Source organism: Pedobacter sp. CG_S7, assembly GCF_040544395.1.
Classification (GTDB): Bacteria; Bacteroidota; Bacteroidia; order Sphingobacteriales; family Sphingobacteriaceae; genus Pedobacter.
The window spans coordinates 190,554-206,289 of the sequence record NZ_JBEONS010000001.1 but is presented as its reverse complement, the minus strand read 5'-3'; the positions used below and the strand labels follow the sequence as shown (position 1 = coordinate 206,289).

Annotated in this window: 9 protein-coding genes; all 9 read right to left on the bottom strand. The window is 37.9% G+C overall.

Annotation, left to right across the window (positions count from 1 at the left end; genetic code table 11):
• Window positions 1-3: 3 nt before the first annotated feature.
• Complete coding sequence (locus AAKU52_RS00935; protein ID WP_354329247.1) at window positions 4-1,422, bottom strand: glycoside hydrolase family 125 protein; 1,419 nt, start codon at window positions 1,420-1,422, stop codon at window positions 4-6.
• Between the two features lie 124 nt (window positions 1,423-1,546).
• Window positions 1,547-2,557 carry a LacI family DNA-binding transcriptional regulator gene (locus tag AAKU52_RS00930; protein WP_354329245.1) on the bottom strand — a complete coding sequence of 337 codons (1,011 nt, stop codon included), beginning with the start codon at window positions 2,555-2,557 and terminating at the stop codon, window positions 1,547-1,549.
• A gap of 98 nt (window positions 2,558-2,655) precedes the next feature.
• Window positions 2,656-4,296 (bottom strand): RagB/SusD family nutrient uptake outer membrane protein, encoded by a 1,641-nt coding sequence (locus tag AAKU52_RS00925; protein WP_354329242.1) that lies wholly within the window; start codon window positions 4,294-4,296, stop codon window positions 2,656-2,658.
• 68 nt (window positions 4,297-4,364) lie between these two features.
• A complete protein-coding gene (locus AAKU52_RS00920) occupies window positions 4,365-7,406 on the bottom strand; it encodes a SusC/RagA family TonB-linked outer membrane protein (protein ID WP_354329240.1) in 3,042 nt (1,013 codons plus the stop codon).
• A gap of 241 nt (window positions 7,407-7,647) precedes the next feature.
• Window positions 7,648-8,253: a GIN domain-containing protein gene (locus tag AAKU52_RS00915; protein WP_354329238.1), complete on the bottom strand. Its 606-nt coding sequence runs from the start codon at window positions 8,251-8,253 to the stop codon at window positions 7,648-7,650.
• Between the two features lie 248 nt (window positions 8,254-8,501).
• Window positions 8,502-8,903: a GreA/GreB family elongation factor gene (locus tag AAKU52_RS00910; RefSeq protein WP_354329236.1), complete on the bottom strand. Its 402-nt coding sequence runs from the start codon at window positions 8,901-8,903 to the stop codon at window positions 8,502-8,504.
• Window positions 8,904-9,553: 650 nt separating this feature from the next.
• Window positions 9,554-10,396, bottom strand: coding sequence for an endonuclease/exonuclease/phosphatase family protein (locus AAKU52_RS00905; RefSeq protein ID WP_354329233.1), 843 nt, complete (start codon window positions 10,394-10,396; stop codon window positions 9,554-9,556).
• A 63-nt stretch (window positions 10,397-10,459) separates the two neighbouring features.
• Entirely contained in the window at window positions 10,460-12,232 is a 1,773-nt protein-coding gene (locus AAKU52_RS00900; RefSeq protein WP_354329230.1) for a RagB/SusD family nutrient uptake outer membrane protein, read from the bottom strand.
• A gap of 43 nt (window positions 12,233-12,275) precedes the next feature.
• Window positions 12,276-15,533 (bottom strand): SusC/RagA family TonB-linked outer membrane protein, encoded by a 3,258-nt coding sequence (locus AAKU52_RS00895; protein ID WP_354329228.1) that lies wholly within the window; start codon window positions 15,531-15,533, stop codon window positions 12,276-12,278.
• Window positions 15,534-15,736: the final 203 nt, after the last annotated feature.

The following is a 15,736-nucleotide window of genomic DNA, read 5'->3' as shown; positions in this document are numbered from 1 at the left end:
AGCTTAGGATTGTAAAATTTCGGGCATGGTATGGTACGTTTTCCATAACAATTCGCCAAATAATGTATTTGACCAGGCAAACCAGGAACGGGTAAATTTTGCTGGATCATCTTTATGAAAAGATTCATGCATGAAGCCAGTACCGGCATGTGTTTTCTGTAAAGTTTGTATACACTGTTTTATTTCTTCTTTATTGTTTGAAGTTAATCCACGTATGGTAAGACTCATAGGCCAAATCATATCCTGACCTGCATGCGGACCACCAATTCCTTCTGCAGCAGTTCCTTTAAAGAAATAAGGATTATCAGTCGATAGTACAAATTTCCTTGTGTTTTTATAAACCTCATCATCATCTGCAATGGCACCTAAATAAGGCAGCGCCAATAAGCTGGGCACATTAGAATCATCCATTAAATAAGCACTACCGAAGCCATCTACTTCAAAAGCATATATTTTACCGTACTTCGGATGATTTTTAATACCATGTTTTTGAATTGCCGCTTCCACTTCTGTTGCCAGTGCAAGTAAATCAGCCGTTAAACTTTCATCATTATACAGCGCCTTTATCATTTCTGCTGCTTGTTTAAGCGAAGTAACGGCAAAAAAGTTAGATGGAATTAAAAAAGGAAATATAGTAGCATCATCACTTGGCCGAAAAGCAGAACAAATTAAGCCAACCGGATTAACCGGAAAACCAAAACCTGCCATAGGTAAAGAATCTGTTGGGTTTGTTGCATTGCGCTGAAATGAATAAGGTCCGGTGTTTGTTTTACGCTGTTGTTCTTTAAAAACGCGTAAAGTACTTTCCACTCCTTTTTTCCAATTGGCATCAAAAGGTTGTTTATCACCCGTTTTTTTCCAGTAATGAAATGCCAGTCTTATGGGGTAACATAATGAATCAATTTCCCATTTTCTTTCGTGTATGCCCGGCACCATTTTCGTATGGTCCGTTTTCCACTCTCCTACTTTTTCAGGGTCATTGTAAAAAGCATTGGCATAAGGGTCTTTTAAAATACATTTAGTTTGGTGAGCAATAACGCCTGCAATTAAATTCTTTAAAGATTTATCTTCATTCACAAATTGCAGGTATGGCCAAACTTGTGCAGAGCTGTCACGCAGCCACATCGCATCGATATCACCTGTTATGACATAAGTATCGGGCTTGCCATTATTTTCACTATAATAAACGGTGGTATCTAGTGTATTTGGAAAACAGTTCTCAAATAACCATTGCAATTCAGGATTTTTAACTTTCGACTGAAAGGTTTTTATTGCAGCATCAACAGCCTTACTTCTAAAATGACGTTTGGATACAGGTACACGTACTATAGGGAATTGAGGTGAAGCAGCAAATGACAATTCTGACGCTAATAAGCCAGCACCAAGTATCCCTGTATTTCTTAAAAAGATCCTTCTTTTCATATTTTATTAAATTTATATTCGGTAAAACGTTTTAGCTATTCAATAATAAACATATTTTCCAACATTCGCTAACAACATCAGAAAATTAAATGTAATTTTAAAGATACGTTACTGAAATTAATGCTTAACGAAGTATTAATTTCGCAGGTAATACAACCTGTTCTTTTGCTACAACTTCCGTCGTATTGAGCTGTTTAAATATAAGACTAACTATTTTTTCTGCAATTTCTTCCACAGGTTGTTCAACAGCTGAAATCTGAGGACTGTGCAATTTAAATACTTCCCCATCATCATAAGCAATAACTTTAAAATTATCATTCACCAGCTTATCCATTTTTTTTAAGGCAGATAAGCCACTAATTGCCAAATAATTTGTTGCAAATAAGACGGCATCAATTTCTTTATGTTCCTTAAATAAACCGACCAGCTGTTCAACAGTTTCCTCTTTTTGCTGGTTAAAAGGCACTTTTAATACTAAATGTTCCCGAAAAGGCAAATCGAAAGCTAACAAAGCTTTTTTATACCCCTCCTGACGGTCAGTAATTTGCTGAACCTCCAAGTCAATGGTAACTAGTGCAATATGTTTTTGATAAGTAGAAGCAAAATGAGTAGTAGCATCGTAAGAAGCTTTAAAATGATCCACTCCAACATAATTAGCCGCTAAAGAAGGCAAATAACGATCAAAAAGAACAACAGGCTTTCTTTCATTCATTAGACTTTGAATGTCCTTTTCTGCCCCCTGGACCGGCGAAATTATATAAGCGTCAACCTGCATCGATTTAAATAAATTGATGAGTTCGGTCATTTTTTCAGGAAAGTTCTCTGTGCTGGAATAAATAATTTTATAACCTCTTTTATAAGCTTTCTCTTCTACCAAACGAGCTATACTTGCAAAGAAAGGATTAGAAATATCTTCCACAATTAAGGCTATAATTTTAGAACTGCCGGTACGCAAGCTACGTGCAACTTGGTTTGGTTTATAACCAACAGCCTTAACAATTTCTTCCACTCTCTTAATTACCGCAGTACTGATATTCTTTTCTACAGCCTTTCCATTTATAATGAAAGATACGGTTGTAATAGATACATTAGCTTTTTGTGCGATGTCTTTTATGGAATATGCTTTGGTTGACATAAAAAAGAGTGTTTATTTGGTTAGCACAAATCTATAAAATATTGGCGTATAACCAAGTAGAGGAGCTAATTAGCTCCTCTACAATTATAAATTTTTTATTAATATCCCGGATTTTGTGCCAGGTTACTGTTCAGGTCTCGTTGTCGCTGTGGAATTGGATACAGCTCACGGGTAACACTGGAAGGTTGATGATCCCACCAAGATGCGGTAGTAAATTTACCAAACCTGATGAGGTCTGCCCTACGGAAGCCTTCAAATATAAATTCACGACCACGTTCTGCCAACAATTCATTTAAGGTTAAAGTTGCAGTAGTATAAGCCTTGTTAGTCCAGTCTGCAGTTGTATAAGAACGTTTTTTACTTTCATTAATCAAAGCTACAGCATCAGCATTTGCCGTACCACCACTTTTACGCATTAAAGCTTCTGCTTTTGCAAAATAGATCCAGGTTAACCTGTAAATATTCCAATCCGTATTGTTGTAATTTGGATTAATTGCTGGAATATCATTTGGGCCGGCAAGTTGGTTACCCAATTTGTACTTATTAAAACGAACTCCACTATTTTCTTCACCTTCACTCATGTTAGAAACAGTAGAACCAGATTTGTTTTTCTGAATGTTATCTACAAAAGTAAGTTGCTGACCATCGTATTCCTCAGAAGCTAACACAGGGCTCACGCCATCCGTAAACTTAACCATTGGACCAATCAAAAGCCAATCAGACTTCCGTTTGTCTGCAGCCTCAAATGTGTTATATACACCGGGAACCAAAACGATACCGTTATTACCATTACGGCCACCACCATAAATTTCCTGTTGTTTAAAATGATAAAATTCTGAAGGCCATCCACCAGCAAAATTGGCAACCTTATAATCATAAGCAATAGAGAAGATCACTTCTTTAGAAAGGTTGTTATCTGGTTTAAACTGATCAACAATATTTGGATCTAATGCCATTGCACCATTTTGCCCACCAGCTTCACTGTTGATTAGTTTATCAGCTGCAGCAATACAATCGTCCCAGCGAGCTGTTCCGGTCCATACTTCTGCATTCAAATACAGCTCTACCAACATGGCATAGGCACCCGCCTGACTCATGCGACCCATCATGTCTTTGGAAAGCTTGGGTACTAATGCAATGTTTTCCTTGATTTCCTTTTCAATAAAATTGAAGACGTCTTTTCTAGGCATCGTTTCAGGTTTAGCAGGCTCACCAACTTTAGTAACTACAGGAATGTTTCCCCATAGGTCCATCAATTTAAGATAGTGAAATGCCCTCAACAGTTTCAATTCTGCTAAATAAGCGTCCTTTTCTACCTGGGTAATGCCCATTGTTGCAATGTCCCTTTTCTCAATATTTTCTATAGGGTCATTACATAAGCCCATTCCCCAGTACATTAAAGACCAAGCTTGGTTTAAGCCGCCTTCATCTACTGTCCAGCTGTGGTAATGGAACCTTTTCCATTTACCACCATCTTCACCATGGCGACCTTTAGTTGGCCATGCAAGTTGATCTGCAGAAAGTTCTGCGGCACGCCACCAACCATCTTGGCCAGCTGGGGTTACCCAAGCATTTGCATGCGTATATGGCCTTAACACAGCCGAAAGCACTTCAGTTTTGTTGTTGTAAAAATCATCTGTCAACAACTGGTCATAAGCATTCTCATCCAACTTTGTACAAGCATTTGTAAAAGTTAATGTAGCAGCAAGACCTATATATAGAATTGATTTATTTTTCATCAGTATATTTATATTTTATCGGTGATAAAGCCATCTTTAGCTGTGATGGTATCATTTGTATTTTTTAATTAAAACCCAACATTTAATCCAACAAGGAATGAACGGGTACTTGGATACGCACCTCTGTTATCAATTCCAGCACCAAAACCTGTATCTTGTACAAAATCAGGATCATTACCGCTATAGCCCGTAATAGTTGCCAAATTTTGGCCTGTAGCATAAACCCTTATATTTCTGGCCCATTTAGTTTTCAAATCAAAATTATACCCCAGGGTAACTTCATCTATTTTAATGTTCGTTCCATTTTCCAGGTAATAATCAGAGTACATATAGGTATCATCTATTCCCTTGTATTTTGTAAACGTATCTTTTAGTAAATTACCACTCCAGGATTTGTTACCATAAGTTAAAGCTGTAGTATTTAAGATTTTATAATCAAATTTTCCACGAAGAAAAATACGGAGGTCGAAATTTTTGTAAGTGACATTATGCGTCCAGGAAGCATAATATTTAGGAATAGCATTTCCTAAAAGTACCAGATCGGTTGTGTTCTTATCTTTTGAATTATTGATTTTGTCATTTCTAACAGCTTCTCCATTTTTATTGTAAAACAACCATTTTCCATCGTCAGTAAAACCGGCGAATTTTTTACCCCAAAATTCACCAAGTGCCCCACCTTGGTAAGTGGTAATGGCATCACCCAGGGCGCCAGCACCGCCAATTCCACCAAATGTTTTATACAATACTTTAAACTGATCATTAGAATAAGAATCTAACGTATTTTTTAAGGCACTAGCCGTAACATCCATGTTCCATGAAAAATCAGTTGTTTTAACAGCAGCATAACTTAAAGCCAATTCTATTCCTTTCGAAGAAATAGTACCTACGTTGGCGTAAATGTTGGACTGTACATAAGGAGGCTGTGGTGTAGTATAAGTATCCAGCAAATCTTTGGTTGTACGATTAAACACATCAATGGAACCGGTTAATTTATAATCAAACAACTTGTAATCTAAACCAATGTTCAATTCTCTTTTTGTTTCCCACTTTAAGTTAGGATTAGGGTTTCGGTCTGGGCCATAGGTCTCATAATATTTTCCATCTGGAAAAAGGTACCTGCCGCCACCACCAAGGGTTACCCTTGAGGCATTATTGCTAAATCCACTGTTTCCTGTAACCCCATAACCTACCCTCAATTTAAGGTAATCTACAAATTTCACATCCTGAAGAAAATCTTCTTCAGAAATATTCCATCCAGCAGAAACAGCAGGGAAATTACCCCATTTATTATTTGCGCCAAACCTGGATGATCCTTCGCGTCTTAAAATAAATTGTGCAAGGTATTTATTATCAAAAGCGTAGTTTACCCTTCCAAAAAAAGCAATTAAGGTATTGTCATTTTTATAACTACCCATTGCAGCCTTTCCAACACTTAATGCACTGCCTTTAGATAAATTATCTTCATGCAAAAGGTCATTTATAAAGCCACGGTTAGAGGCATCAGAGCCCTCTTCTATATGGTATCTGTAGCTATATCCCGTAACCGCGGTTAAGCTGTGCTTTTCAAAAAATGTTTTTGAATAATTCAATGTAGGTTCTACCGCAAAATCCTGGTTCAGCGAACTTCCTTTATAAGCATAGCCTCCACCGGGAAAATCCGTATTTTCCATTGAGTTTTCACTCGCTTTTAGTCGGTATTGACCATTATTATTGCTATTTCTTGTTACTGATCCAAAAACTGATGCTTTTAAACCATTAATGATATCCAAGTCCAATTTACCATCAGCCGAGGTAGTTTGTTGTTTCCTGTAATTTGTTTCCTGAATTAAACGTGCATATTCATTGGTACTGGTTAAATCAAAACGATAGCTTCCGTCGGCATTGTAATTAGAACGCGTAGGGTTTTTTGTCATCTCACTTTCCCAGCCACCGCCACCTAACAAATTAGCATTGTTAAAATTACTGGCTAAATTAAACTGTGCGCTTAAACGATCATTAAAACCTTTCTGGTTTACATTTAAACGTACCGTATATTCTTTTCGGCCATTCTCCAAACTAATGCCCTGAAGGTCACGGTAATTTACACTAGCCCGGTAACTGGTGTTATCTGAACCACCGGATAAGGATAGGTTATGATTTTGTGATAAATTATCAGGATTAATCAAGTCGTTATAAAAATCGGTACTGCTACTAAAGTCTTGTTGTTTAATTTCTCCGCTACTAATTTTTTGACGGTATTCATCTGCGTTTAGAAAATCCTGTTTTCCCTGTACATATTCTTTTCTGAAATAGGTAGAATAGTTAAATTGAGCAGGACCAGCCTTACCTTTTTTAGTGGTAATGATAATTACCCCCGCATTTGCCCGGGTACCATAAATTGCTGCACCAGATCCATCTTTTAATACATCGATCGATTCAATATCGTCTTGTTGCAATAAATCAGGATTGGCATCTGGAATACCATCAATTACAAATAAAGGACTCGCACTACCAGTAATAGAAATGGCCCCCCTCAACTGTACAGAAACACCACCGTTTGGATTAGACCCTCCTGTTCTTGTTAAGGTTAGGCCTGGAACTTTACCCTGAATTAAATCTAAAGGATTTCTGGAGCCACTTCTATTAAATTTTTCAGCTGAAATATGGGTCACTGCAGAAGTTATTTCCTTAGAAGATAGTGTACCGTAACCTACAGAAACGATATCAACGTTATCAAGCGTTGTACTGTTGGCTTCCAGTAGTACTGAAATAGTTTTTTGGGCACCAACTGTTACTTCTTTTGGAGCATACCCTACATAAGTGAAAACTAAGACCGAAGTTGTAGCGGGTACTGTAATACTGAATTTACCCGCAGCATCTGTTGAAACAACAGTTTCCGTACCTTTTACTTTAACACTTACACCAGGTAAATGGCCGCCCTCCCGGTCATTTACCACACCCTGCACAATGATAGCTGCAGCTTGAAAGTTAATCGACTTACTCAGACCAACATTAAGGGGGTTAATGCTCGCCGCTTGTAAATTTAAAGTGTTTAAACCAAGTCCTACAAGAACGCTTCCTACTAAAAATGCAGGACCCGGTTTAATAAGTTTAACAAAATTTTTTTTCATACAAATATTTTTACTTGATTGTTTTTCATAAATATTAGTGAATCACTAATTGGTTTTATTTAACTTTATTTTATGTAAAACGATTTAGTAAACCTAGATATTTTAATTTAACTGTTTCAAAAATTCATACTTATTTAAGTAACCTTATTGTTACAAATGGAATTGTAACAATAAAAAGCAAATATAAAAAAGCCCGTCCGGTAGGACAGGCTTAACATTAAAAATAGCACTGTTGGTATCCTTAATCCTTTTTAACCAGGTTTACAGCATAGCTTGGAACTGTTGCTGAACCTTGGGTTTTATCTGCCATAAATTTATCTGTTTTGATGATGGCCAATTTGTCTTTTACCAAAATATGCTGACCAGCAGATCCACTTAGTTTCAATTTAGCGTGGTCATTTACCATGGTATACAAACTTTTGGTGGATACATTTAAATTGACCCTAGCTCCATCATATAAAAATACCTGCAGCAAATCTAAATCAAAATTACCTTTTGTTTTAACCATTGACTCATTGGAAGCATGGATGCGTTTTAAGTCCTTTAAATATACATAAACCGTTCTCCGTTCTGGTCCCGCTCCATCAATAAACAACTTGTTTCCTTGTTTTTTAATGGAAAAGTTTACTCCTTCACTTTCTATTGCGGCTACCGTAATAGCCTCTTTATCTCCTTGAATAAGGTAAACATTGACATTACCAGTAACCTTTACCATATTTACACCGCTGATAGTGTTATCGGCTGTTGGGCTTTTAATTCGATCAGTTGCAAATGTAGTGAATGCTGTTGATGATAAAATGATGGCAGTTAATGCCGTTGCTAATGCTGTTTTGATTGAAGTTTTCATATCCTTAAGTTTTTGTTTTTGTTTAAACCTTTGTGAATAAGACGACCGCATTTCAAAAACGTTTCAACAGCATGGGCCCTTTTATACCAGCTTAAACAAAATATCGACCAACTAGCTATTTTGTTATACTAGCTGGTGTCTTTACAAGTGTTACTGATGGCAAGGGCTGAAGGCATTAAACTGGATCTAATGTATTAAAACAAGAAAGCACCAGGTGTTGACCTGATGCTTTATGAAATTTGATGAAATTAATTTATTTTGGAAACAGCTTCAATGCGGAAAACTTTTACGCCTTCGGGCATTTCCCATTGTAGTTGTGCACCCTGAGGGTAACCCAGCATAGCCACCCCTATTGGCGACAAAATAGAAAGGGTATTGTGCTTTCTCCTGGCTTTACCTGGTGCTACTAAATCACAGGTAAATTCAACTCCACTAGCAATTTCTTTTACTTTAACACGGGTATCTACATCAACCACGTTTTCAGGCAAATTACATCTTAAAACCTGACTGGCATATTTCAACTCCAACTCTAATTTGGCTTCATTGTATTTGCTTAATTTTCTGGTTCTGATATGGCTTTTTAATAAGTCAAAAATACCGCGTGATAAAATAATGGGGGTGTTATCTAGTTTAATTACTGTCGTATTCATTATAAATGGAATAAAAAAAATGAAAAAAAATATAGGTTACAAGAATTCATAATGGCCCCAGCATAAAGTGTTTGCCGGAGCTTAATCTTCGAAAATCTTACTACCCAATCTTTTTAATCTTACCATCTTATTTTTTAGTTTATAAATTATTATTGCCGACAGTTATATATTTTAATAACATGGCGGAATATTATGCCATACATGAAGCCATAAAGAGCTTATGCAAAGTGCATCAATTAAAAGAAAATTGTAAAGAAATAAGCGAACGCTCTATTAATCCCCAGTTCCTGAAAAAGGCTGGGGCTTATTTAATAAAGTCCTTGCTGCTTTTAAGAAAGGAATCCCTAAAGCGGTATGGTAAAGAAAGAAAACGAAACAATGGAGTTTCCATACTTACAAAGGTAAGTTTAATATCTTGAAATAAGATTATTACACAGTAATAAGGCAATGTTAATGCAATTCTAGATTGCACTAACATTGCCTTACCATTGCGTTACCATTGCGTTAACCCTCTACGCTGCACAATAACAGGTAAAGAAACCGGACTTGACATACCGCACCAGCTTTCACTCGTAACTGATCAATTATCAAACGCAAAAAGGGGGTAATCTTTTCAGAATCACCCCCTTTGTATGGATTTAACAAAAATCTTATTTCAGTTTCACCTCTACCAGGATAGGGAAATGGTCTGAAACAAATTTGCCCCGATAGGTATCTGTTAAAATGCCCCAACGTTGCGCAGTGAAATGTTTGGTTACAAATACATGGTCAATAATATCTTTAGTGGCTAATTGTTTGCCCCAGCCATTAAAAGAGGAGTTATTTACATAAGGATATTTTACCTGCGAATAGGTGTCGGTTAAAAATCCGGAGTTTTTTAACGATAAATACCATTCACTGCTGTGGTTACCATTTAAATCGCCTGTAAAAATTGCCGGTTGACTACCTGCAATTTCTTTGATCTTTTTCATAACCAGTTTACTGCTTTCCACACGGGCAATTTTCCCTTCGTGATCAAAGTGTGCATTGAAGACATAGAACTTTTTACCACTTTTAACATCCTGAAGATAAACCCAGGTACAAATTCGGTTGCAGCAGGTGGCATCCCAGCCTAAACCCGGCTTATTAGGGGTTTCAGACAACCAAAAGTCGCCTTTGTTTAACAACTTAAACTTGTTTTTAAGGTAAAAAATGCTCGAGTGTTCGCCGCCTTCTTTACCGTCGTCACGACCCAAGCCATAATGTGCATATTCTGGCAACAAGCTGTTTAAATCGTCTATCTGGTTTTTCTTTCCTTCTTGTGTTCCAAAAACATCAAATTGATGGAAGCGCAGCAGGTTTGCTGCAACCTCGCTTCTTTGCTCCCAAAGGTTGCCAACATCTCCCCTGTTATCGTTACGAACGTTAAAAGATCCAATAGTGAATTCTTGTGCAAAAGCAGTACAGCTAATGATTAAAAAAAGTGCAGCTAGTGTAAATTGTTTCATTTTCATTAGTATATAATTTGTTTTTTAAAGGTGATGAAGCTATCATAAACTTATTCATTATTTACAGCATTACCATCCTGGATTCTGACCAAGTGTAGGGTTAAACAAACGATCGGTTTCTGGTATAGGATAAAGATAGTTTTTATCTGTGAAAACACGTGTAGTAGTGGCTAACCATGTGAGTTCTCCATAAGTATTGTTACTTAAACGTTGCGGGTTTGGGCCACCATTAATAGTTTCAGCAACATTGATGTAATTTACGCCAGCAACAGGATTAGCAGGCATTACCTGATAAAAGGCCACATCCATTTTCCCATCTTCATTCAAGTCCATCGGTACGTTAAGTGCCGGAACGTAAAAGCCATTCCATACTTTAGTCATCAGGCTTCCTTTTTTCCACCTCACGATATCGTCAAAACGTAAACCTTCGAACGACAACTCTATACCGCGTTCTCTGCGGATTTCCAGCAGCGAAGGATCGGCAATTTCAGGGAAATAATTAACCTGTAAGTAAGGATCTGCCAAAACAGGTTTTGTGTTCAAACCACCAGTAATACCGGCGCGCTGGCGCAATGCACCAATTGTTTTTATCCAGTCGGCATCGGTAAAAGTACCTAACTCTGCTTTAGCTTCTGCAAAATTCAATAATATTTCTGCATAACGCATTAAGGAAATGGAATTGATGTTTTGCGCCCCCCCATCATAACGCATATCATCTAGCACCCATTTTATAGGTTGATAGCCGGTATAGGTATAAGAAAAAATAGGAGGAGCAACTTCTGGCGTACCACCGTTTATACGTTTATAATCGCCCATCCTAATGGTTTGTTGTAACCTTTTATCCCGGCCTTTAACTTCGTTTTTGAACTCAAGGGTTTGGTAATTACTTCTGTTTGTAAATGGTGTACCATCAATATTGAGATAAGTATTTACAAAAGTTCTGGTTAAACTTATCCTCGAACCGTAAGTAGCGCTGGTCCACCACCAATTGGCATCATTGTAAACAGACAAATTAGCATCAGTAACAGAGGCCAACATTACTTCTGTGGCTACTGGTGTTGGACTGATAAATAAATTGCGGTATGCCAAGTCTGTGCCACCAGCGGTATTTAATGAAAAACCGCCTTCGGTCATTACTTTTTGTGCTGCATCTACTGATTGTTGTAACCATTGTGCTGCAGTACTGGTCAAGCCGGCTTCCTCATGGTATTTTCTGTAAGTTCCTTCATATAAAGTTACCCTTGATTTAAAGCCAAGTGCAACATGTTTAGTGATTAGCGAACGGGTGTTATCTGTGGTTTTCGCAATATTCTCACAGGCAAAATTCAAATCTGCCAAAACAGAATCCATCACCAGGCTGCGCTTGTCACGCCCGTTAAACAGTGCAGGATCATCTACCTTAAAGGTTTTATTGATCCAGGGTACATCACCAAAGCGCCTTACTTTTTCATAGTAAAAGTAAGCCCTAAAAAACCTGGCCAATGCCATATAGTTTTGTCTAACTGCAGTAGGAACCCTGGTGTCATGGTTGTTTTCAATGAAATAATTGATGTTTCTAAGCTCATCCCAGGCCCATCCATTACTTTGGCGCGGACCAAAGGCACCTTCACGTAAAAAATCTGGTGCCTGACTACGGGCTGCATAATCAGCCATGGCATCGCCTTTATGTGCATCGGAGGCACTAGGTAGCAGCTTATAAAAAGAATTAGCATAAAGTTCTAAACCTTTTTCGCTGCTAAATACAGCTTCTTTTGTTGCGGTATCTTGTGGTACCTGATCTAATTTCTTACACCCTACAAATATTAATGCCGCAGGTATAATCCATAAAAAGAATTTTTTCATTTTCAATATTTTTATAATCGCTTATGTTTTAATTGTTATTTGATTAAAAAGTGGCCGACAAACCAATGCTGTAACTTTTCAGAATTGGATAATTGTTTCCGTTACCACTGTTACCATCAGTAACCACCGCATCAGACCTGCCAATACTTTCTATATCAAGGTCTTTGGTAATTTTATACATTGGAGAGTAAGACCACAGGTTTTCTCCAGATAAAAAGATCCTGACATTACTTAGTCCGGCTCTTTTTACAAAGGTTTGTGACACATTGTAACCAATTTGCAGGTTTTTCAACCTAATGTAGGCCACATTTTGCATATACTTTGTCTGCGCTTGTCTGAGTGTGCCAGAACCGTTCTGTGCGATATAGCCCCTGTATCTTGGAAAATAAGCATTTGTATTTTCCTCAGACCAGATATTACCTAATTGTGATTTAGGGATTTTGTTGTAAGGACGGTTATATTGGCCCCAAAAAGTTCCATTTTCAGAACCTGGGTACCAATCCATTTTGGCTACCCCCTGCAGAAAAGTACTGAAGAAAAAGCCTTTCCAATCTGCACCAAGAGCTATCCCATAGGTATATCTAGGCGTTGAATTACCAATAACTTTTCTGTCGCCAGGGTTACCTACAGTATTATCTCCATTGTTGATTACCCCATCGCCATTAAGGTCTGCAAATTTAATATCACCAGGCAAGCTCTTACCTGTGTTAGATGATTTATACAAAATTTGTTTGGGAGAATTGGCGATATCCTCTGCTGAAGTATAATAACCATCGGTTACAAAGCCCCAAATCTCGCCTACGGTTTGTCCGCTGTAATAATCTGTAAGCTTCTGTTCAGGATTATTGAATTTAAGGATCTTAGCAGTATAATCAGAAAGTGTTAACCTCACTGTATAATTTAGTGGCTCTGCAGCTACAACAAACTTATCGTTCCAAGTAATACTGGCTTCCCATCCCTTTGTTTCTAAATCTGCGTAATTTCCTTTAGGCACCCCAATTCCAAAAACGGCCGGTAAGGTCATACCCACGGTAAACATATCAGTAGTTTTACGGATGTAGGCATCACCACTAAAGTTTAAACGGTTATTTAGGAAGGCAATGTCGAGACCTAAATTCTTAGTGGTAGAAGTTTCCCAGGTAAGACCATCAGGAATAACACCCGGCTGACTGCTTTGCTGTGGACGGACACCATTTAGAATTTTTGGAGATTGTGAAATTCCGAATTTCTCCATAAAAGCATAAGAGCCAATATTTCCGTTACCCAGGGAACCATAAGAAGCCCGGATTTTAACATCTGTGATAGCGTTGGGATTTATTTTCCAAAAAGGTTCTTTACTTAACCTCCAACCTGCAGAAAAAGAAGGAAAGAAAGCATAGCGCTGGTTCTCTGGAAATTTAGAAGAACCATCGTATCGGCCGTTAACTTCTACCAGGTAACGATCTTTAAAAGCATAGTTTAAACGATAGAAACCACCAAGAATTGCCCATTCTTCAAAGCCACCAGAAGTGGTAATCGACTGTCCAAGTGCAAGATTAATGTCTGTCGCATCTTCAAAAATCAATCCGTTACGTACAGCTTCTAACCTTTTGTAGGTAGATTGTTCGTAATTGTAACCCGCAAGAATTTTTATATAATGGTCATCGCTAATTCTGGGCTCATATTCGCCATAAATATTGGTTACCATATATTGTGTATTCCGTTCCAGTTGTTGCAAATCGTTGTAATTTTGGCCTACATACTCAATTACGCCGGGCTTGCGACTGTAAGGTACAGGCACACGTTTCCTGCTTTCATCTTTAGTTGTATTCTGGAAGGTAAAATCACCTTTAATCTTTAATTTATCAGCAAAGAAATTTGTGCTGAAACCTGTGGTATTACGGAACACTTTGTTATCCATATCAATTCCGTTTTTGCCCAAATACATGTCGCCTACCGTAAAAGCAGCTGAATAACTTAAAGTACCATCAGGGTTAAACATTGGCGACATGTTATGCCCTTCATCGGCAATGTTCCTCCAGATTCCACCCCCTTCACCAACATTTACTGGATTATGGTATTTAGAGGCAGAATAATCTGCGTTATTATAAACTTTTAACCAGGGGTATAACTGTATAGAACCCTTTGCCCGCATGTTATACATTTGAAAGTCATCTGAATTATAGCGGAATAACCCAGATTGCCGATATGACCTGCCTGAAACATAAAAATCTGTTTTTCCACTTCCGCCCGCTAAAGATATATTTTGCTCTGTGGCACTATTGTTATCTTTATATAATTCGTGGTACCAATCTGTATTGTCGTAATACACATATTCACCATTTTGATTAACTTCAACCTTTGGAAGGCTTGGATCCAAAGACCTGCGTTTTAATTCTTCCAGGTAAGCTGGAGAAAATTTAACAGTTTTATTAATGTTCTGTGGTGTTTGTGAATAATCATTCCATGCCGACCAGCCCTCATTGAACATGCTGGCAAATGTATACCCATCGGTTACATAATCGGGAACAGTAGTTGGCGATTTTACAGATTGAGTGATACTGTAATTTACAGCCGTTTTTTCTTTGGTTGGATTTTTAGTGGTGATTAAAACGACACCAAATGCAGCTCTGGCACCATAAATGGAAGCCGAGGCCGCATCCTTTAATACCGTAACACTGGCAATGTCATTTGGATTTATCCTTGATGGATCACCTTCAATACCATCAACGAGTACCAATGCGTTTCCCCCCTGACCAATGGAAGTGGTTCCCCTGAGGTTGAAAGCTGGAGACTGCGTCGGTTTTCCATCAGCAACAGTGAGGTTTAGATTGGGAATTACGCCTTGTAAACCCTGGGAAAGGTTAGCTAAAGAACGATTTTCTAACACTTTGGAGGTTACCTGATCTACTGCTCCAGTAAGGTTTTCGCGTTTCTGCGTACCATAACCTACCACAAGCACTTCATTTAAAGTACCCGATTGCGCAGTTAAGGAAACGTTTAAGGTAGTTGCTTGTCCAGCCTTTACTTGCACTTTCGTTTGCGTAGAACTGGAAAAGGAGATAAAACTAACCGTTATGGTGTATATTCCCGGGGCCGCATTTAAAGTGTAAGTACCATCGGAGTTGCTTTGCACTCCGGTATGGAGTTCTAAGATCCTGATGCTTGCACCAGGTAAGGGCTCTCCTTTTTCATCTACAATTTTTCCGCTGATCTTTCCAGGATCCTGGATTTGAAAAGCCGGTTTAAAATTTGGCTTAAATTCGACATTCGCCTGAACTCGGAAAGAGACGAGCAGACCTACCAAAAGGAAAAAAAACATCCTTTTAGGGTTTGTAAACTTTCTAAACATAAGTTATTTTGTTAAATTGGATACGGCAAGTTTTACCTAATAAAACGGCACGTAAACATTGATTTTGTTGGCATGATAGACATTTCCCCAGCACATTTCCGACAGTATTAAACATGCCCAAAAGTAAGTTCCTAATATAAAGCGGATGTTAATTTTGTGATATAAAACCACTA

What these genes read in the sequence shown, in the direction of transcription:
- AAKU52_RS00935 (WP_354329247.1), bottom strand. Translation starts at nt 1,422, where the DNA reads ATGAAAAGAAGGATCTTTTTAAGAAATACAGGGATACTTGGTGCTGGC.
- AAKU52_RS00930 (WP_354329245.1), bottom strand. Translation starts at nt 2,557, where the DNA reads ATGTCAACCAAAGCATATTCCATAAAAGACATCGCACAAAAAGCTAAT.
- AAKU52_RS00925 (WP_354329242.1), bottom strand. Translation starts at nt 4,296, where the DNA reads ATGAAAAATAAATCAATTCTATATATAGGTCTTGCTGCTACATTAACT.
- AAKU52_RS00920 (WP_354329240.1), bottom strand. Translation starts at nt 7,406, where the DNA reads ATGAAAAAAAATTTTGTTAAACTTATTAAACCGGGTCCTGCATTTTTA.
- AAKU52_RS00915 (WP_354329238.1), bottom strand. Translation starts at nt 8,253, where the DNA reads ATGAAAACTTCAATCAAAACAGCATTAGCAACGGCATTAACTGCCATC.
- AAKU52_RS00910 (WP_354329236.1), bottom strand. Translation starts at nt 8,903, where the DNA reads ATGAATACGACAGTAATTAAACTAGATAACACCCCCATTATTTTATCA.
- AAKU52_RS00905 (WP_354329233.1), bottom strand. Translation starts at nt 10,396, where the DNA reads ATGAAAATGAAACAATTTACACTAGCTGCACTTTTTTTAATCATTAGC.
- AAKU52_RS00900 (WP_354329230.1), bottom strand. Translation starts at nt 12,232, where the DNA reads ATGAAAAAATTCTTTTTATGGATTATACCTGCGGCATTAATATTTGTA.
- AAKU52_RS00895 (WP_354329228.1), bottom strand. Translation starts at nt 15,533, where the DNA reads ATGTTTTTTTTCCTTTTGGTAGGTCTGCTCGTCTCTTTCCGAGTTCAG.